19 protein-coding genes are annotated in these 18,984 nt (G+C 71.1%); 10 read left to right on the top strand and 9 right to left on the bottom strand.

Translation table 11 applies throughout. From position 1 onward, the window contains the following. Positions 1 to 14 precede the first annotated feature (14 nt). A complete protein-coding gene (locus ORV05_RS06545; RefSeq protein ID WP_268757542.1) occupies positions 15 to 437 on the top strand; it encodes a MarR family winged helix-turn-helix transcriptional regulator in 423 nt (140 codons plus the stop codon). Between the two features lie 267 nt (positions 438 to 704). Further along, positions 705 to 1,688 carry a UDP-glucose 4-epimerase GalE gene (galE, locus tag ORV05_RS06540; RefSeq protein WP_268757541.1) on the top strand — a complete coding sequence of 328 codons (984 nt, stop codon included), beginning with the start codon at positions 705 to 707 and terminating at the stop codon, positions 1,686 to 1,688. 55 nt (positions 1,689 to 1,743) lie between these two features. On the opposite strand, the gene ORV05_RS06535 is transcribed toward galE, so the two are convergent. Beyond that, entirely contained in the window at positions 1,744 to 2,829 is a 1,086-nt protein-coding gene (locus tag ORV05_RS06535; RefSeq protein ID WP_268757540.1) for a DUF4192 domain-containing protein, read from the bottom strand. Between the two features lie 140 nt (positions 2,830 to 2,969). After that, positions 2,970 to 3,821: a M23 family metallopeptidase gene (locus ORV05_RS06530; protein ID WP_268757539.1), complete on the bottom strand. Its 852-nt coding sequence runs from the start codon at positions 3,819 to 3,821 to the stop codon at positions 2,970 to 2,972. A gap of 170 nt (positions 3,822 to 3,991) precedes the next feature. On the opposite strand from ORV05_RS06530, the gene ORV05_RS06525 reads away from it, so the two are divergent. Genes ORV05_RS06525 through ORV05_RS06510 form a run of 4 tightly spaced genes read left to right on the top strand, consistent with a single transcriptional unit; the run spans position 3,992 to position 7,392 of the window. Then, the gene (locus ORV05_RS06525; protein ID WP_268757538.1) at positions 3,992 to 4,504 is read left to right on the top strand and encodes a CcdC protein domain-containing protein; all 513 of its coding nucleotides are present in this window, start codon (positions 3,992 to 3,994) and stop codon (positions 4,502 to 4,504) included. Between the two features lie 26 nt (positions 4,505 to 4,530). Continuing rightward, positions 4,531 to 5,649 carry a sensor histidine kinase gene (locus ORV05_RS06520; protein ID WP_268757537.1) on the top strand — a complete coding sequence of 373 codons (1,119 nt, stop codon included), beginning with the start codon at positions 4,531 to 4,533 and terminating at the stop codon, positions 5,647 to 5,649. Next, a complete protein-coding gene (locus ORV05_RS06515) occupies positions 5,619 to 6,293 on the top strand; it encodes a response regulator (RefSeq protein ID WP_268757536.1) in 675 nt (224 codons plus the stop codon). The genes ORV05_RS06520 and ORV05_RS06515 overlap by 31 nt, the downstream gene beginning before the upstream one ends. A gap of 25 nt (positions 6,294 to 6,318) precedes the next feature. Then, complete coding sequence (locus ORV05_RS06510) at positions 6,319 to 7,392, top strand: DUF2293 domain-containing protein (RefSeq protein ID WP_268757535.1); 1,074 nt, start codon at positions 6,319 to 6,321, stop codon at positions 7,390 to 7,392. Positions 7,393 to 7,423: 31 nt separating this feature from the next. On the opposite strand, the gene ORV05_RS06505 is transcribed toward ORV05_RS06510, so the two are convergent. Then, positions 7,424 to 7,852, bottom strand: coding sequence for a CBS domain-containing protein (locus ORV05_RS06505; RefSeq protein ID WP_268757534.1), 429 nt, complete (start codon positions 7,850 to 7,852; stop codon positions 7,424 to 7,426). A gap of 134 nt (positions 7,853 to 7,986) precedes the next feature. Between ORV05_RS06505 and ORV05_RS06500 the strand changes: the two genes are divergently transcribed. Next, a complete protein-coding gene (locus tag ORV05_RS06500) occupies positions 7,987 to 8,604 on the top strand; it encodes a gamma carbonic anhydrase family protein (protein WP_268757533.1) in 618 nt (205 codons plus the stop codon). On the opposite strand, the gene pdxR is transcribed toward ORV05_RS06500, so the two are convergent. Next, positions 8,601 to 10,016 carry a MocR-like pyridoxine biosynthesis transcription factor PdxR gene (gene pdxR / locus ORV05_RS06495; protein WP_268757532.1) on the bottom strand — a complete coding sequence of 472 codons (1,416 nt, stop codon included), beginning with the start codon at positions 10,014 to 10,016 and terminating at the stop codon, positions 8,601 to 8,603. The two genes, ORV05_RS06500 and pdxR, sit on opposite strands and share 4 nt — an antisense overlap. Positions 10,017 to 10,098: 82 nt before the next feature. On the opposite strand from pdxR, the gene ORV05_RS06490 reads away from it, so the two are divergent. Beyond that, positions 10,099 to 10,671, top strand: a complete 573-nt coding sequence (locus tag ORV05_RS06490; protein WP_268757531.1) for a TIGR03086 family metal-binding protein — start codon at positions 10,099 to 10,101, stop codon at positions 10,669 to 10,671. A 29-nt stretch (positions 10,672 to 10,700) separates the two neighbouring features. Next, complete coding sequence (locus tag ORV05_RS06485) at positions 10,701 to 12,707, top strand: prolyl oligopeptidase family serine peptidase (protein ID WP_268757530.1); 2,007 nt, start codon at positions 10,701 to 10,703, stop codon at positions 12,705 to 12,707. Here the strand turns inward: ORV05_RS06485 and ORV05_RS06480 are convergent. Beyond that, entirely contained in the window at positions 12,697 to 13,986 is a 1,290-nt protein-coding gene (locus ORV05_RS06480; RefSeq protein ID WP_268757529.1) for an MFS transporter, read from the bottom strand. The two genes, ORV05_RS06485 and ORV05_RS06480, sit on opposite strands and share 11 nt — an antisense overlap. Positions 13,987 to 14,082: 96 nt before the next feature. On the opposite strand from ORV05_RS06480, the gene ORV05_RS06475 reads away from it, so the two are divergent. Beyond that, positions 14,083 to 14,955 (top strand): LysR family transcriptional regulator, encoded by an 873-nt coding sequence (locus ORV05_RS06475; RefSeq protein WP_268757528.1) that lies wholly within the window; start codon positions 14,083 to 14,085, stop codon positions 14,953 to 14,955. Positions 14,956 to 15,184: 229 nt separating this feature from the next. Here the strand turns inward: ORV05_RS06475 and ORV05_RS06470 are convergent, their stop codons facing one another. The 4 genes from ORV05_RS06470 to ORV05_RS06455 all read right to left on the bottom strand — a co-directional run bounded on the left by ORV05_RS06470 (position 15,185) and on the right by ORV05_RS06455 (position 18,950). Then, complete coding sequence (locus tag ORV05_RS06470; protein ID WP_268757527.1) at positions 15,185 to 16,393, bottom strand: MFS transporter; 1,209 nt, start codon at positions 16,391 to 16,393, stop codon at positions 15,185 to 15,187. 73 nt (positions 16,394 to 16,466) lie between these two features. Beyond that, entirely contained in the window at positions 16,467 to 17,063 is a 597-nt protein-coding gene (locus tag ORV05_RS06465; RefSeq protein ID WP_268757526.1) for a TetR/AcrR family transcriptional regulator, read from the bottom strand. 86 nt (positions 17,064 to 17,149) lie between these two features. Further along, positions 17,150 to 17,530 carry a helix-turn-helix transcriptional regulator gene (locus ORV05_RS06460; protein ID WP_456062015.1) on the bottom strand — a complete coding sequence of 127 codons (381 nt, stop codon included), beginning with the start codon at positions 17,528 to 17,530 and terminating at the stop codon, positions 17,150 to 17,152. A gap of 376 nt (positions 17,531 to 17,906) precedes the next feature. After that, a complete protein-coding gene (locus ORV05_RS06455) occupies positions 17,907 to 18,950 on the bottom strand; it encodes a saccharopine dehydrogenase family protein (protein WP_268759721.1) in 1,044 nt (347 codons plus the stop codon). Between the last annotated feature and the right edge of the window lie 34 nt (positions 18,951 to 18,984).

Here is an 18,984-nt window from a genome sequence, read left to right as displayed (position 1 = left end):
GGTAGGCTCGAGAGGTGGACGACACACTGGCCGAAGACCTGCGACACGCGATCGGGGCGCTGGTCCGCACGGTGCGGACCGTCGACACGATGACCGGCGGCGAAGCCGCCATCCTCGGCTACCTCGACCGGGACGGCCGGCAGACCACCGCCGACCTGGCGCAGCGGCGGATGGTGAGTCACCAGTCGGCCGCGAAGTCGGTCAAGGACCTGCTCGGCGCCGGCCTGGTGTATGCGGAACCCCACCCCGACGACCGACGCAAGGTGCTCCTGGGCATCACCGATGCCGGGCGAGCACGCCTGCGGCAGGAGCGTGATCAGCGCACCAGCTCGCTGCACAACGCCATCCACGACACGCTCACCGCGGCCGAGCAGCAGAGTCTGCGGGACTGCGTACCCCTGTTGACCCGACTCACCACGTACCTGACCGGCCATTGAGCGGGGGCATGTCCGGGCCAGCCGCGGTCATCAACCCGACGCGGAAGCCGCAGCATGGGCATCTCCACCGCCACGGTCCATAAGGGGGCCGACCGGTAGCGTCGGCGAGCCAGGACGGACCTTCGTGGCGGTGCCCTCCGCCGGGTCGGCCGCGATCTGTGACCGACCGGCCCGGCGGGCCCCATCCTGTGCGGCGCTCACAGGCGGATGGTCCACACTGGCCGTGTCACCTCCTTCATCGCTTCGAGAAAGGTTCCCGACGACACCATGGCGACCGCTCAAGACCGCAAGCCCCGCAAACTGATCGTCACCGGCGGCGCCGGATACGTCGGCAGTGTCTGTGCGGCCCGCCTCCTGGAGGCCGGGCATGAAGTCGTCGTCGTGGACGACCTGTCGACCGGGCACGCCGACGCGGTGCCGGAGGGGGCCCGGTTCGTCGAGGGCGATGCCGCCGAAGCCACCGCCGGCCTGCTCGGCGAGGGCTTCGACGGTGTGCTGCACTTCGCGGCGAAGTCCCTGGTCGGCGAGTCGATGCAGGACCCCGCGAAGTACTGGCACGGCAACGTCTTCACCGCGATCCGCCTGCTGGACGCGATGCGCGAGCACGGCACCGGGCGGCTGGTGTTCTCCTCGACCGCGGCCACCTACGGCGAGCCCGAGGAGAGCCCGATCCCGGAGACCGCACCCACCCGGCCCACCAACACCTACGGCGCCACGAAGCTGGCGATCGACCACGCCATCACCAGCTACGCCCGCGCGCACGGGCTGGCGGCGGTGAGCCTGCGCTACTTCAACGTCGCCGGTGCCTACGGGCGTTACGGGGAACGGCACACCACGGAAACCCACCTGATCCCGCTGGTGCTGCAGGTGGCCACCGGCGACCGCGAGCAGGTGCAGATCTACGGCGAGGACTACCCGACCGAGGACGGCACGGCCGTGCGGGACTACATCCACGTGGCCGACCTCGCCGATGCGCACCTGCTGGCCCTGGAGCACGCGACCGCGGGCGAGCACAAGATCTACAACCTGGGCAACGGCACCGGCTTTTCGGTCCGGCAGGTGATCGAGACCTGCCGTGAGGTGACCGGGCACCCGATCCCGGCCGTGGTCGCGCCGCGGCGGGCCGGAGACCCGGCGATCCTGGTGGCCGCCAGCGACCGGGCCCGCACCGAGCTCGGCTGGAAACCGGAACGCGCCGACCTCTTCGGCATCGTCAGCGATGCCTGGCGGTTCACGCAGGATCGCCGCTGACCATGGCGGCAGGCCACCCCGGGGACCGGCGCCGTTCCCCGGGAACGGGACCGGTTCAGGGGATCCCCTCCCGGTCTTCGGGCCCCGGGGCCACCAGCAGGCCCACCTCGCCCACACAACCGAGATGCCGCACAGTGTCCGGCGCGATTCCGTGTTCGAGGCAGCGCCGGAGGAGGGCGGCCAGCAGATACCCGGGGTCGGCGGCGAGCGCGTTGTCGAAGGCCAGGTTGGCCAGCGCTCCTTCTCCCCGCTGGTAGGCGGAATAGCCGAGCAGCGTGGCGGGGGCGGCACGTTCGGGTTCCGGGGTGCGGCGGACGAGTTCGAGCCAGAGCCGTTCCGCGGCGAAACTGCTTTCACTGCGCGGCGGGACGGCGGTGGTCAGACAGGCGTCCCGCACCTGGGTGTCGGCCAGTGCCTGCGCGAGTCGCACGATCTCCTTGTCGGTGAAGGCCGTGTCCGAACGGCGGACCCGGGTGAGGGCCTCGCGGACCGTCGCCGCACGCTCCTCGAGGGCGGCCTTCGTGGGAACCGTCCCCTCGAAGTCCCGCATCGCCGCCCGCAGCAGTGGACGGCACCGCTCGACCGCGGCCGGATCGTCCGGCCGCAACTGCGCGGCGAGTTCCTCCCGGCTGTCGAAGGTCACGGCACCGGTGGAGACCATGACCGCGGCGGCCACCGTTTCGCGCTCGTCGGGCAGGAGACCGTGGCAGTCGAGATCGTCATAGCACCGCCAGGGCTGCCCGCCCCGGACTTCATTGGTCCACAGGGCATGTCCCACCTTCCTGCCGATCGCGGCGAAGGCCTCGGTGAGTCGTTCCACCAGGCGGAGATGGGGCGGGCGGCCGGGATGGGGCGGATGCTCCGGCCGCTGCCCGACCACGACGAGGACGACCGTCGACCCCGGATGGCGCGAGAACAGGGCGGCGAGCCGCTCCGCCACCTCCCGCTCGTGCTCACGGGCCGGGAGATCGAGGCGCAGCACGGGGGAACAGCGGTCTTCGAAGCCGTCGAGGCCGAGCACGATGAGCGACCGGGCAGGCCGGAAACCCAGCAGCCACGGAAGCGAGGTGATGAGTTCCGCCGGATCCTTGATGCTGATCTTGATCCTGCCGTCCGGCTGGGGGCTTGTGGTGGTGGTCATGACTCCACCTTGGGGCAGTGCGGGCGCCGTGGGGAGGGGAACTTCGGGCGCCTGGGGACAACCGGTCCCTTGTGGACAATTCATCCCCAACGGGCCCGGCCGCGGCGCGCACCGGACCCGTCGGGTTACCCGGCCAGTGCTCAGCCGCAGTGTTCGAAGGGGCTGGTGTAGGAGGAAGAACCGACGGAACCGCCCCACCGCACACAGGTCGCGCCGGCGACCGCGGTCACCGGCCCAGCGTAGTAAGCGAAGTTCCCCGAATCCGTCTTCCGGGTCGATCCCTGCGGCTCCAGGAAGGCCGAAACCGCGGTGGCCTGCCCGAGCGAGACCGCCTTGAGCGTGGCCACGCAGTTGGCCTTCGTGGCGGAGTTGTAGAGCAGGTAGACGGTTCCGGAGCCGCCCAGTCCCGCCGAGTCGATGGCGGTGAAACCGGAGCCGCAGACCTGTTCGGGGGTGTACGGGTTGCCGCCGCAGCTGTTCTTGCTGGTGAAGGAGGTGTGCCCGTAGTAGGGAACGGCCACGCCGTTGAGCACAGCCTTCTGGGTCACCCCGTTGAGGTTCTCCTCGAAGTGCAGGTGCGGGCCCGTCACCCCGCCGGTGGCCCCCGCCTTGCCGATCTGGGCGCCCTGCCCGACCGACTGCCCCACCGACACCTGCTGGGCGGACAGATGCGCGTACCGCGTCCGCCAGCCGCCACCGTGGTCGATCTCGATCCACTTTCCGTAGCTCGTGGAGCCGAGATCTTCCACGCGGGTGACGGTGCCGGAAGCCGCCGCGAGCACCGGCATCCCGGTGATGGCGTCACGCTGGAAGTCCACGGCGTTCGCCGGGCTGTGACCGCTGAAGGTCGCGGCCGTCACCGTCACACCGCACTGGAACGGAACCTGGAAGTTCGGGGCGGCCAGTGCCGGGGTCCCGCCCGCGAGCACCACCCCCATCGCGGACAACACGGCCGTCGCGGCCAGTACCGCGAGCCGGCGCGCTCTGCTCATGATCTACCTCCTCGCTCGGGGAATCGGCCCGAGCGAACCAGGCACCGGTACATGTTCCGTACAAACCGGCTCCACCCTGGGGTGGATGCCGGAAACCCACCTCCGCTCCGATGCGGTGCGGGGTCCGTTCGCGGGAGTCTCGGCCCAGCCCGACAACCGAGGAGAACCCCGTGGCACCCCTGCAGATCCTGATCTACGTCGCACTCGCCGTCTTCGTCCTCTGGCGCGTGGTGATCCGGCAGGTCCGCGGTAGCACGCTGACCACCCGCCGCATGGTGCTGGTCCCCGCCCTCCTGCTGGTGATCGGCGCGGCGGACTGCGTACCCGAACTACCGCACGCCTCCGCCGCCGAAATCGCCTTCACCGCGGTCGATCTGCTGGTGCTGGCACCGCTGGGGATCGCGCGGGGAGTCACCACAAGGGTCAGCGAACGCGACGGGTACGCCTTCCAGAAGGGCGGCACGCCGACACTGGTGCTGTGGCTGGCGACGGTCGCGATCCGCGTCGGGCTCGCCGTCCTGGGCGCCCACTTCGGCGCCCTGGGCGCGCTGACCACCGCCTCGCTCTGGTTGTCGCTCGGCCTGAGTCTCGCCATCCAGAACGCGGTCATCGGCGCCAAGGCGCGCCGGGCCGGGCTGACCATCGCCACCGATGCCTCCGCACTCGCCCTCCAGCGCCGCTGAACGCGGCGTTCGGCATGCTGAGGGACATGAACCCGGACATCCTGCGGGATCGGTTCTCTCCGGTACTGGAGTCGCTGCGCTGGCTCTTCGTCGCACTCCCGCTGGCCGGGATGGTCCCGGCGCTGACTCCCGTCACCGGCGCCGTGGCCGCGGCCGCGTTCCTCTCCTCGCTGCCGCTGCTGTGGCTGCCGGCCTGGCCGCCATGGGTGCTGCCGGTCTCACTGACCGTCCTGGCCGCCAGCAGCGGGACACTGTGGGTCCTGCAGCCCCACGGCCTGACCTCCGTGGTCCCGTTCACCACGGTCTTCTACGCCGCGCGCTTCCTCACCGCCCGCGCCGGTCTCGGCGTCGCGGTGAGTGTGATCGCCATGCTCGTCGTCCTGTACGTGCGCGACGAGACGAACATCCACAGTGCCCTGCTCAACGTCACGATGGTCGGCGTGGTCATGCTGCTGGGCCTGAACCGCCGAAGCCGCGCGGAGCGGATGGAGCAGACCGAACTGGCCCTGGCGCGGGCCCGGACCGCTGCCGAGGAGCACGCGCTGGCCGCCGCGCTCGCCGAGCGCGCCCGGATCGCGCGGGACCTGCACGACGTGCTCGCCCATTCGTTGTCCGGGCTCGCGTTGAACCTGCAGGGCGCGCGCCTGATGCTGCTCCGCGACGGGGCGAACCCGGAGGTGCTCGCCCAGATCGAGCGGGCCCAGCGGCTGGCCTCCGACGGGCTCACCGAAGCCCGCCGGGCCGTGGCGGCGCTTCGGGAGGACCCGGTGCCCCTGGAGCGCGCGATCGCCGATCTCCTCACGGGCTACCGGCTGGACAGCGGCGCAGCCGCCGAGTTGACCGTGCAGGGCAGCCCCAGACCGGTCGGCGCCGCCCCCGCGACCACCGTGCTCAGGACCGTCCAGGAAGCGCTTTCCAACACCCGCAAACACGCTCCCGGCGCCTCCGTGCACGTGGCGCTGTCGTTCAGCGAAGACGGGATCGAAGTCACCGTGACAGACCACCAGGGCAGGGCACCGGCGCCGGCGGACACCGCGGGCTACGGTTTGCGCGGGATGGCCGAACGCGCCGATCTGCTCGGCGGGCGGCTTTCCACCGGACCTGGGGAGGACGGATGGCGGGTGCGCCTGGCGCTACCGGCGTGATCCCGCTGCGAGTGGTCGTCGCCGACGACCAGGCCGTGGTGCGCGAAGGCCTGGTCACCCTGCTCGGCCTGCTGCCGGGCATCGAGGTGGTGGGCGCGGCGGCCGACGGGCTTGAGGCGCTCGCCCAGGTCGCCGCGCACCGGCCTGACGTGCTGCTGGTGGATCTGCGGATGCCTCGCTGTGACGGGGTCACTGCCACCGCCCGCGTCCGCGCCGAGTGTCCCGGTACCGAGGTCGTGGTCCTGACCACCTACTCCGACGATGATTCGCTGCTGTCGGCGCTGCGGGCCGGTGCCCGGGGGTACCTCACGAAGGATGCCGACGCCGAAGCGATCGGCCACGCGCTGCGCTCGGCCGCGCAGGGCCTGTCCACGCTGCACTCCGATCTGCAGGAGCGCCTGGTCGCCGCCGCCGACCGGGGCCAGGGGCCGGGCACGGGTGCCGTCGAGGGGCTGACGGCGCGTGAACTCGAAGTCCTGCGCCTGATCGCGACCGGTCTGTCCAATGTGGAAATCGCGCGCACGCTGGTGATCAGCGAAGCCACCGTCAAGACCCATGTCAACCACCTGTTCGCCAAGGCCGGTCTTCGCGACCGGGCCCAGGCGGTCGCACTCGCCTACCGCAGTGGCCTCATGCGGCCCTAACCCACTCACTAGACTGCACCGCACCATGTCCGACAAGCCCAAACTCCAGCAACGCGTGACCGAGGCGGCAGAGGCGGCGCTGCGCGCCCGCCGCTATGTGGCCCCCGTCGATGTGCTCGTGGCACTGGGCTGGCTCACGTCGGTGACCGTCGAGGACTGGCGCCACGGCCGGATGGGCCCGCTGGCCGAGGCGCTCCCGGTGCCGGAATCGAAGGCCAGGGCCGCACTGGACCACCTGCGGGACTGGGCGCGGCAACGGGGCCTCGACCCGAGCGAGGCCGGTTATCTCGCGGGGACCCGCGACAAGCGGCCGCTCGTGTTCACCGACGACGAAGCGACGCAGCGCGCCTTCCGCACGCACTGGGTCTCGCCCGGTCTGTCGGAAAAGCAGCGCGAACGACTGGAGGAACGGCAGAACAAGGCGCCCGATCTGGTCGTGCTCGTCTCGGTGGACAACTGGATCTGCGCCGGCTGCGGGGTGCACTGGCGGGCGGGGGTCCTCCGGTTCATGGAGGACGACGCGTCGCTGTGCCTGTCCTGCGCGGACTTCGACCACCTGCTGTTCCTGCCCTCCGGCAATGCCGCCCTGTCCCGGCGGGCGAAGAAGGAGAGCACGCTTTCCGCGCTGGTGATGCGGTTCAACCGGCGCCGCAAACGCTATGAGCGGCAAGGGATACTCGTCGAACGGGCGGCCCTGGAGCGGGCCGAGGACCAGTGCCTGGCCGACGAGGACATCCGGGCACGGCGCCGTGAGCGCGACGCGGAGCGGCGCGCGGAGCAGGACGTCGAGTTCCAGGCCGCGATGGCCGACGAGATCCGGCGCCTGTTCCCGGGCTGTCCCCCGGACCGGGCCCGCGCCATCGCCGAACACGCCGGGACCCGCGGCAGTGGCCGGATCGGGCGGACGGCGGCGGGCCGCGCCGTGGACGAGAACGCCGTACGGCTGGCCGTGATCGCCTCGGTCCGGCACGAGAACACCGACTACGACGCGCTGCTCATGTCCGGTGTGCCCCGCACCGAGGCCCGCGAACGGATCTGGCCGGACATCGAACGCTTCATCACCGGCTGGGAGCGCCCGAAGGATCGCACCTTCACGTGACCGCGATCGTCGGGTTCCGCCAAAACAGGCTCTAGCCGCGGGTGATGTAGGCGTGGAGTTGCTCCTGGCTGGTCTCCAGCTCCTCCATACGGGTCTTGACCACGTCGCCGATGCTGACGATCCCGGCCAGCCGTGCGCCGTCGAGGACCGGGACGTGACGGATGCGGCGGCGCGTCATCAGTACCGTCAGATCGTCCACGGAATCCCGGGGTGTGCAGGTGGCGACCAGCCGGGTCATGATCTCCGACACGGGCCGGGACAGCACTTCGGCGCCGCGTTCGTGCAGCTTGCGCACCACGTCGCGCTCGGAAACGATGCCCGCCACCCCCTCCGGGCCGACCACCACCATGGCGCCGATGTTGTGCTCGGCGAGCCCGGCGAGCAGTTCGGCCACGGTGGCCTCGGGAGGCACCGTGGCCACAGCGGTGCCCTTGTTGCGCAACACGTCCGCGATCCGCATCCGCCACCTCCGGGGAGTGATGTGGTTCACATCAGGGTAAGGTGCGGGCGCCGGGTGCGGAAGTCGTGAACCGGGCGAAGGTGACGTCCGATTTCCGCCAGCGCCCGGCGGCGGCGGTGAGTCAGCCTGGAATCATGCTGGTCAAGCACCGGGGCGCGATGCCCAGCATCGATCCCACCGCCTATGTGGCCCCGAACGCCACGCTCGTGGGTGCGGTGCGTGTCGGCCCGCACGCGCGGGTGATGTACGGCGCGGTCCTGGACGCGGAAGGGGCGCGGATCGAGGTCGGGACCACCGCCGTGGTGGCCGAACACGCCGTGCTGCGCGCGACCGCGGTGACCCACCCCCCGCATCCCGTGGTGATCGGCGACCACGCGTTCGTCGGCCCGCACACCACGGTGCTGGGAGCGGTCGTCGGCCGCTGCTGCTACCTCGCCGCTCAGGCGACGGTGCTGCAGGGCGCCCGGCTCGGCCCTGGCGCGTGCGTCGCGGTCGGCGCGCTCGTACACGCCGGTACCGAGGTACCGGACGAGTTCTTCGTGCCGCCGCACACCACGGCCATCGGCTCGCCGCTCCGTGTGCTCGCGCCGGATCAGCGGGAGGAGGTGCGCGAGGCGATCAGCGCGAACGGGTTCACCGCGAAGGCCTTCGGAGTCACCACGGCCTGGACCGAGCGGGTCAGCAGGTACGAGCAGGTGGCGCGCGTGCGGTCCGCCGAGTTCGGCGAACACGCCCACGACACCGTGCTCTAGCCCTGGACGTCGAAGACGTCTCGCAGCCGGGCCAGCCCCGGCTCGATCTTCCCGAGCGGGATGGCTCCGAAACCGAAGACCAGGCCCGCCAGTGCGTCCCGCTTCGCGGTGAAGTCGCCGAGCGAGTACAGCCACACTCCCGTCCGCCGTGCCGCTTGCACGATCGGACGGGACGGCACCCGGCTGCGGGCAGTCAGATGCAGGCCGGCCGTCGAAGGCACCAGGGTCAGGTGGTCCGCGAAATCGCGTCGCACGATCCGGCTGACCGTCTCGTGCCGCGCCTGGTACTCCCGGCGCATCTTCCGCACGTGGCGGGTGAAGCCGCCCTCCTCCATGAAGCGCGCCAGCGCGGCCTGCTCGACGGTGGGGGCATGCCAGTCCGTCAGGGACCTGGCCTTGCCCAGCGCCTTGTGCAGGTTCGGTGGCGCCACCAGGAACCCGAGGCGGAGCGCGGGCAGCAGCACCTTCGAAAAGGAACCGACGTAGAGCACCCGGCCGGTGGTGTCCAGGCTGTGCAACGGCTCCAGCGGCCGTCCCGTGTAGCGGAACTCGCTGTCGTAGTCGTCCTCGACGATCGCCGCGTCCCGCCGGTCGGCCCAGGCGATCAGCTCGAGCCTGCGCGCCAGGGACATCGCGGTGCCCAGCGGGAACTGGTGCGAGGGGCTCACATACACCAGACGGCAGTCGTCGGGAATCGCGTCGACCCGCAGCCCTTCCTCGTCGACCGGTACCGGGACCGGGCGTGCTCCCAGGGTGGTGAACAGGTGCCGCGGCGGCGGGTAGCCCGGGTCCTCCACCGCGACCCGGTCCCCCGGTTGCAGCAGGACTCGGGCGGCGAGATCGATCGCCTGCTGCGAGCCGTTCGTGACCAGCACGTCCTCGGGCCGGGCGCGGATGTCGCGGGAGAGGCCGATCTGGCGGGCGATGGCCTCCCGCAACCCGGCGTGCCCCCGCGGGTCGCCGTAGGTCAGCACCTCGGCCCGACTGCCGCGGAGCTGCTCGGTGACCAGGCGGCGCCATGTGTCGAAAGGGAAGTGGGTGACGTCGGGGGCACCGGCACGGAAGTCGTAGGCGGGGTGCACCGCGAACCGCCGCGGAAGCTCGGGCACCTCGTCCCAGACCGGTACGGGATTCAGCGCCATGCCGGACGGGGACGGCGGGGACGGGCGCGCCGATCCGCGGCGGACGAAGGTGCCCGCACCGGTCTTCGTCGTGAGGAACCCTTCCGCGCCCAGCCGGTCGTAAGCAGCGCTGACCGTGTTGCGGGACACCGAAAGCCGCTGCGCCAGTTCCCGTGTCGGCGGGAGGGCCTCACCCGGCCGCAACCGCTCTTCGAGGATCGCGGCGCGGAGCTGCCGGTAGATCTCGTCCCGCAGCCCGCGCCCCGCCTTGAGGTCGATGTGGATGTCCACGCACCGACCCTAGATTGGCCCACCGACATTTCCGGGTTTTTGGCTCCTCAACAGTGCCGGTCGCTGCCCTAGGTTTTCCGGTATGGACATTCGTGAACTGGACCGCCGCGCGCTGGACACCCTGGACAAGCTCGTGGCGACCGTGCGCCCGGCGGACCTGGGCCGGCGCACTCCGTGCGACGGCTGGGATCTGGGTGACCTCCTGCGCCACCAGGTGAGTGAGAACCGCGGCTTCGGCACCGCCCTGCGCGAGGGTTCGGCGCCCGATTGGGACAGCGGTGCACTCGGCGACGACCCGTACCGCAGCTACGCCGAATCCGTGGAGGGCGTTCTCGCCGCTTTCGACGACGACGAGGTGCTCACCCGGCCTGTGACCGTGCGCGAGTTCGGTACCTTCCCCGGCCGCGTCGCGCTAGGCATGCACCTGGTCGACTCGGTGGCCCACGGCTGGGACGTCGCCCGCTGCCTCGACCTGCCCTACGATCCCGACCCCGAGGCCGTGCGGGCCGCGCTGGCCATCGCCGAGCGCATCCCCGCCGATCCGGAGTTCCGGCGGGAACGCGGCACGTTCGCCCCGGTGGTCGAGCTTTCCCCCGCCGCACCGGAGCTCGACCGGTTCCTGGCCCTGCTCGGCCGCTCGCCCGACTGGAGCTGACCCCACCCGAGTACTGGCAGACTGGTCCCATGGCTGACGAAGACCCGTTCCAGTGGCTGGAAGACGTGACCGGTGACGCGGCGCTCGACTGGGTGCGGGCCCGCAACGCCGAAACCCTCGACGAGCTCACCAGCGGTGAGCGGTTCGCGCGGCTGCGTGACGGGATCCGCGAGGTGCTCGACGCCGACGACCGCATCCCCTACATCCGGCGGCGCGGCGACCACTTCTACAACTTCTGGCAGGACGCCGCGCACCCCCGCGGGCTGTGGCGGCGGACCACGCTGGAGGAGTACCGCAAGGACGCGCCGGAGTGGGAGATCCTGCTCGACGTGGACGCGCTCGCCGAGGCCGAAGGCGAGAACTGGGTCTGGCAGGGCGCGGCGGTACTGCGGCCGGACTACCGGATCGGCCTGGTGGAGCTGTCCCGGGGCGGGGCGGACGCCAGCGTGGTGCGGGAGTTCGACCTGGACCGGCGGGCCTTCGTCGAAGACGGGTACCGGCTGCCGGAGGCCAAGAGCCGGGTCGGGTGGATCGACGAGGACCTGATCTACGTGGGAACCGACTTCGGCGAGGGCTCGCTGACCACGTCGGGCTATCCCCGCGTGATCAAGGAATGGCGCCGCGGCACCCCGCTGTCCGCCGCGACGACCGTCTACGAGGGCAAACCCGAGGACGTCTCGGTGTTCGCCTACCACGACCCGACCCCGGGCTTCGAACGGGACTTCGTCGGCCGGTCACTGGACTTCTACCGGGTGGAGAAGTACCTGCGCACGGCCGAGCGCCTGGTGCGCATCGAGGTACCGGAGGACGCGAACACGTCGGTGCACCGGGAATGGCTGCTCATCCGGCTGCGCTCCCCGTGGGAGGTCAATGCCCGCGAGTACGCGGCGGGCACCCTGCTCGCCGCCCGGTTCGACGACTACCTCGCCGGTTCCCGCGAGCTGACGGTGCTGTTCGAGCCGGACGCGCACACCTCGCTCGAGGACTACGTGTGGACACGGAACCACCTGCTGCTGTCCACGCTGTCCGACGTGCGCAGCGAGTTGCACGTGCTCTCCCCCGGCGAGGGCTGGCGGCGGGAGCCGCTGGCCGGGTCCTCGGAGTTCGGCGTCGCGGAGATCATCGGCACCGACCCGGAGCACAGCGACGAGTACCTGCTCTCCACCAGCGGGTTCACCGAACCGCCGACGCTGAAGTACGGGCACGTCCGGGAGGAGGTGGAAACGCTGAAATCCTCCCCGGCCCGGTTCGACGCCGCGGACATCACGGTGGACCAGTTCTTCGCCACCTCCCCGGACGGGACGCAGATCCCGTACTTCGTGGTCCGGCCCCACGCCGCGGGCGGGCCGGCCCTGCTCACCGGCTACGGCGGGTTCGAGGTCTCCAACCTGCCCGGCTACAGCGGCGTGACCGGGCGCGGCTGGCTGGCCCGCGGCGGCACCTACGTGCTGGCGAACATCCGGGGCGGCGGCGAGTACGGCCCCGGATGGCACACCCAGGCGATCAAGGAGAACCGCTACCGCGTCTACGAGGACTTCGCCGCGGTGGCCGCCGACCTCGTCGACCGCGGCATCACCACGGCCGACCGGCTCGGCATCCAGGGCGGCAGCAACGGCGGGCTGCTGATGGGCGTCATGCTCACCCGCTACCCCGAACTGTTCGGCGCGATCGTGTGCCAGGTCCCGCTGCTGGACATGCGCCGCTACCACCTGCTGCTGGCGGGCGCCTCCTGGATGGCGGAATACGGCGACCCCGACGACCCGATCGAATGGGACTTCATCCGCCGGTACTCGCCGTACCAGAACGTCCACAGTGGAGGGAAGTATCCGCCCACCCTGTTCATGACCTCCACCCGCGACGACCGGGTGCACCCGGCGCACGCGCGCAAGATGGTCGCGAAGATGCTGGAACAGGGGCACGACGTCCGCTACTACGAGAACATCGAAGGCGGGCACGGCGGCGCCGCGGACAACGAGCAGCTCGCGCGGAAGTGGGCGCTGCTGTTCGAGTTCCTCTGGGAGCGCCTCAGCGCATGACGGCGGCGCAGGCGAGCGTGGCCGCCCCGCACACCGCGGCGGCGGTCACGAACGCCGGGCCGTACCCCCCGGCGCCGATCCCGGTGCCCATCACCGCGACCCCGACCGTGGCACCCATCTGCCGGACCGCGTTCAGCAGTCCGCCCGCCGTTCCGGCATACCCGTCGGGTGCGCCCGAGACGACCGCGGTGACCAGTGCGGGCAGGGAGAAGGAGACCCCGAACCCGAGAAGCGCCAGGCCGAGCGCGAGCACCGGGTAGGGCGCTGGAGCGGTGGCCGCGAGGAGCCCGGCTCCGGCGGTGAGCAGGAGCAGCCCGCACAGGACCGGCAGCCGCGGCCCGCGGGCCGCCACGATCCGGCTGGTGATCAGCGGGTTGAAGGCCGTGGGCAGGGTCAGCGGCAGGAACGCCAGCCCGGTCTGGACAGCGGTGAGGTGCCGTCCGTCCTGCAGGGCCAGCGTCACCACGAACAACGTGCCCGAGAGCACGAAGTTGATCGCCGCGCCCGAGGCCAGGCCGGTCGCCACCCCGGGCACCCGGATCAGTTCAGGAGGCACGGTGGCCGTCCTGCTCCTTCGCTCCCGGATCACGAACACGGCGAACACGACGGCCGCGGCCACGGCCGAGACGATCCGCCGGTCGATGATGGCGTCGGTGAGCAGACCGAGGAACAGGCACACGGCGAACTGGGCGGGCCAGTCGAGGGCACGCTCTCCCTCGGCACTGGGGATCCCGCGCGCGAGGGCGAGCCCCGCCGCCGCGAGCGGCACGTTGACCAGGAACACCGCGCGCCAGCCGCCGAGGGCGACCAGCGCACCACCCGCCAGCGGCCCCGCGGCGAGCGCGACACCGGTGATCGCCGCCCAGGCGCCGAGCGCCTTGGCCCGCCGCGCGGGTTCGGGGTAGAGGGCGCCGATCAGGGCCAGCGAACTGGGCAGGCAGGCCGCACCGGCCACACCGAGCAGCAGGCGCAGCACCACCAGCACCGTCAGGTTCGGGGCGGCCGCCGAGAGCAGGGACAGCAGGCCGAACCCGGCAACGCCCGACCGGAACACGCGCAGCGCGCCGAACCGGTCGGCCAGTGCGCCTCCGCCGAGCAGGAAGGCCGCGAAGGCCACGGTGTAGCCGTTGACCACCCATTGCCGTGCGGCCAGCGAACCGCCCAGCGACGGCAGGGCGACGGTGAGGACGGTGGTGTCCAGCAGAACGAGGAAGTAGGCCAGGGAAACACCGAGCAGGCGGCCGGTGTGGCCGCGCCCGGTGGTCTTGGAGATCGTCACGCCGCAGACTGTGCGGGCCGGGGCGGTGCGCGCTCAACGGACGGAACCGGATGCGACGTTCGGAAAAACCGAATGCTCACGCCTTAGGGTGGGGGCGTGGAACTCCGCCAGCTTCGCGGCTTCACCGCGGTCGCCGCCACCGGCACGGTCTCCGGCGCCGCCGAGCGGCTGGGCCTGTCCCCCGCCACGGTGTCCGACCGGATCCGCACGCTGGAACACTCCCTCGGGGTGGAGTTGTTCGAGCGCAAACCGAACGGGATGGTGCTGAGCGAGCACGGGCGCGTGCTGCTGCCCGAAGCGCGGCGGCTGCTGGAACACGCGGAGGCGATCCGGCGGTTGCTCGCCGATGCCCGCCCCCGCGTCACGATCGGCACGCTCGAAACCCTGATCGCCACGCGACTGCCCGCGATCATCGGACGTCTCGGTGACCGCAGGCCGGATCTCGACCTGTCGGTGCGGTCGATGATGCGTGCGCCGCTGCTGCGCGCGGTCTCCGACGGTGAACTCGACGCCGGGCTGCTGCTGGACACCGGGGACACCCTGGGTGCGCTGGGCTTCACGCCTGGTCCCGAGCTGTCCTTTGTGGACGTCGGAGCGGTACGCCTGTTCCTCGTCGCCAAACCGGGTCACCCGCTGGCGGATGCCGGTTCCGTTGCGCCACGGGAACTTTCCGCGGAAACCCTGCTGGTCACGCCGCCCGGCTGCTCGTTCCGCATGGCCGCCGAGCGGCTGCTCGGCCCGGCGGGCAAGCGGATCGAGTTCGACAGCGTCTCCACCATCCGCGCCTGGATCACCCAGGGGCTCGGAATCGCTCTGCTGCCGGAGTTCGCCGTCACGGGCGACCTCGCCGACGGCACCCTCGTCGCCCTCGGCCCGCCGCCCGCCGAACTGGCCCTGCGCGTCGTCTGGCGCGAGGACCGAGCCGACGCCCGGGACCTGCGCGAAGTGCTGTACGCGATGGCGGCTTAGAAAGCCGCATTGGAATCTCTCAGGTCCCTGAACAAGCTCACGGTGTGCGGGTTTCCGAGCAGGCCGGGGCACTGAGGGTTCGGATGACGGAGTGTCTCTCGCCAGAGCAGTACAAGGTGTTGATGGAACTGCTCCAGCGGGTCGCCACCCATCTTGACGCCCTGGCGGTCGAAGCGCCCGCGCAGTAGCCGTCAGCGAACGTCTCTCCGCGAGAACCTGAAAGTGCTGGTCACACCCGCCCACCATCGGCTTGACCGGCACTTTCGCCACATGCACCCTGGAGGCCGGACGGCGCAGCCGCTTCGGTCGTGACAGTCAGGTCGGGCACCAGCGTGACGAGCCCGGCGAGGGCGAGCACCACGCCGAACCACAGCGTGGCGCGCAACCCGAACGCCGAGATCACCAGACCGCCCACCGACGAACCGATGATGATCCCGAGCGTGATGAACGAGCTGTGCACGGTGTTGACCAGGGGACGCTCGTTCCCGGCTCGCTGCACGCGGGTCACCATCGCCGGATTCAACGTCACCCCCGCCAGCCCGATGCCGAGCAGGCACACCACGGCGGGCACGGCCAAGTGCGCCAGCAACGCGAATCCGGCCAGGAACATCGCGTTCAGGGAAAGCCCGCACAGCAGGACGGCCAGCGGACGCCGGTCGGCCAGCCGTCCCACGACGGCGTTGCCTGCCACCGTGGCGGCCCCGTAGGCGACGAGCAGCAAGGGGACCGCGCCCGCTTCGAACCCGGTGACCCGGGTGAGGATGGGGTTGAAGTAGCTGAACGCCGAGAAGGTGGCGCCGATGACGAAGGTGCTGGTGCTCAGCGCCAGCCACAGCCGCGGCCTGCGGAAGACGGCGAGTTCCTGCCGCAGGGTGCCGCCCTCGGTGAACCGATCGATGCGCGGCACCCCGGCGGCCGTGGCCAGTGCGGCGACCACGGTGAGCGCGGAGACGGCCCAGAACGCGGCGCGCCAGCCGAACCACTCGCCGGTCACGGTGGCCAGGGGCAGGCCGAGGAGCGTGCCCAGCATCAGCCCGTTGAGCATCACGGAGACCGCTCGTCCTCGTACTTCGGGACGGGTGAGTTGCGCGGTCAGTGAGATCGAGACGCCGAACAACGCCTGCGCGGCCATCCCGGTCAGCACCCGCGCGACGAGCATGGCCGGGTACCCGCCGGAAACCGCGGCGAGCGCATTGCCCGCCAGGAAGAGCGCGAACAGCACCATCAGCGCCGCCTTGGGGCGCACCCGCAGCAGCAGCACGGTGAGTACCGGCCCGCCGAGCGCCATGGCCGCCGCGAAAGCGGTGATGAGGTAACCGACCTGCGGGATGGTGACCGCCAGCCCGGCGGCGAGCTGCGGCATCAGCCCGGCGACCAGGAATTCGCTGGACACCACGGCGAAGATGCCCAGGGCGAGCACGTACACGGCGCGGGGCAAGGGAATCCTCCTGTTTTGGATTGTTCAGTTCAAAACACGGGCAAGCGGGGACACGTCCCCAGGACGGCGATGCTCAGCGGGTCAGCGCGTCCATGCCGGTGGCGGCGATGGCTTCCAGCGCCGCACGATCAGCCCCGCTCTGCGCCGAAACCCGGATCCCGGCGACGATCGCATTGAGGAAGCGGGCGAGGGAATCGGGGTCGCGATCGGGGGCGATCTCCCCAGCGCGCTGACCGGCCGAAACCAGCGACCGCAACGCGTCGAGGCGCAGTTCGAGATCCCGGCGCAGCAACCGGTCCGCCTCCTCGTCCCGGCCGGCCAACTCCACCGTCGTGTTGATCGCGAAGCAGCCCACGCTCCGCCCGTCTCGGCGGTTCTCGAACTCCCCGTCGATGACCATCGAGAGCCACGCGCGGACCCGGTCCAGCGCCGGACGCTTCTCGTCGCGCAGCACGGTGAGGTGCGCACCGGTCATGAGCTCCGCGTAGCGCGTCAGCGCCCGCCGGAACAGGTCGTGCTTGCTCGCGAAGGTGTTGTAGATGCTGCTGCGGCCCAGACCGGTGGCCTCACACAGATCCTGGGTCGAAGTGGCCTCGTAGCCCTGGGCCCAGAAGGTGCGCATGGCCGCCTCCACGGCCTGGTCCTCGTCGAACTTCCTCGGGCGCGGCATGCTGCCACCCTAGCAGGTTTTGGACTGACCGATTCAATACTCTGGGCTTGCGGCCAGGTCCCGCAGAATCCGGGCGGTTTAGGTCGTCACGGTGTTGAACAGGCACAGCTCGCGGCCGCGGTGCTCGATCCGGATGGGCATCGCGATCTCCGCCGGATCGGGTGGCCCCGCAGCACCCGCTCCACCGCCTCATGGGCCTTGGCCAGGTCCGGATCCTCGAGCGGACACTCCCGGTAGACCGGCGCGTGCCCGGCCGCGACCAGCAGCCGGTTGCGCTCCCGGACCGGCACCGCCAGGTGTTCGGCGAGACGCAGGACCATCGCCCGGCTGGGGATCGTCCGGCCGGTTTCGACGAAACTGATGTGGCGCGCCGAAACCTCCGCCTGCAGGGCAAGATCGAGCTGGCTGAGCTCGCGGCGCCGCCGCCATTCGCGCAGCAGCTCACCGACCGGACGATCGTCACGCACGAACGACAGTCTTCCGGCCGTCCCCCGCGAAAGCCACTACCAGCAAGGTAATCGACGAACCGCGGTTGGGCCGCCAAGGTCGGCGGCATGAACGAAACGACTGCCGCCGGACGAAACGCGCGACTCGTCTTCGTCGAACACAGCCCCGGCAACCCCTCGGGCCGGGACGCGTTCCTCCGGTTCATCGCCGACGGACATCTGGCGGCTGGCCGACGGCCGCATCGCCGAGCACTGGGACGTGGTGCAGCCCGTCCCGCAAGCGCGGGAAGTCCCGAACGGAATGTTCTAGACCGCGGTGCCGTGAGGGGCCCCCAGCGCTTGCCATGAGGGGCCCTTCACAGTCGTAACGACTGTGAAGGGACCCCTCACGGCGCGGTCAGCCGCGGGTGTCGACCGGGTCGTGCAGCGAGAGGTGCGGGGACAGGGCGCGGAGGAAGTCCGGGGCGTCGAAGGCCGCGCCGGCGGACGCGACGCCGATCGTCCTGGCCCGGCCGGTCAGGATGCGGTCGACGGCCTCCACGGCGAGCGGCGCGCTGATGGCGTAGATGTCCTGACCGGAGGCCACCACGCGGCGTTCCGTGCCCTCGGAGCGGACGAGGACGTCGACGACGAAGGTCTGCGCGGAGCGGCCGCGCTCGTCGACCGCGGCCGGCGCCGAGGCATCCGGAGCGGACAGGTCCGCGGCCGCCTTGGCGGTCATGTAGGTGCACACCTCGGGGATGGCCAGGTGGCTGGGCACGGTGACGACGTCGGCCATGGTGAATTCTCCGATGACGCTCTGGGGACCGAGCGGGGCCGGGAACGGCCACTCCAGGGTCGGCATGACGTCGTCGTGGTACTCCAGCCGCCCGCCCGTGTAGCGAACCCGGCGCCCACCCCGTCGCTTCCCGGAGACCACGCCCGAAGCGAGCGTCCCGGCGGTGGGGTGCCAACTGCTCAGGCCATAGGCGATGTGCGCCTCGTCCGCCGCCGTCCAGTCGCCCATCGCGGTGGTGACCAGCAGGTCGCCGAGGCCGCCGTAGAAGGCCATCGCCGGAACCACGAGCGTGCCCGCGGCACGGGCACGCTCCGCGAAGTCCGCGAACGTGTCGACGTTCGCCTCGATCTCGGCCGCCACGTCGACATACGGGATGCCCGCACGCAGCGCCGCCTCGATCAGCGGGGCGGCGGTCGAGGCGAAGGGCCCGGCGCAGTTGATCACGGCGGCCGCACCGTCGAGCGCGCGGTCGAGCGAGGCCGCGTCGTCGACCGACGCCTGCCGCACCTCGAGCCCCGGCTGGGCCTGCGCCAGCGCCAGCAACTTGTCCCGGTCACGGCCCGAGGGCAGCGGGACGTATCCGCGCTCGCGCAACTCCGCGACCACGAAACGCCCGGTGTGCCCGTAGGCCCCGAACACCGCCACCGTCCGACCCGATCCCATACCCGCTCCCACCTGTTCGAAGTGATCCACACGG

The sequence above is a fragment of the Amycolatopsis cynarae genome, from assembly GCF_026802195.1.
Classification (GTDB): domain Bacteria; phylum Actinomycetota; class Actinomycetes; order Mycobacteriales; family Pseudonocardiaceae; genus Amycolatopsis_E; species Amycolatopsis_E rhizosphaerae.
This window is presented reverse-complemented; position numbering and strand designations above follow the sequence as displayed.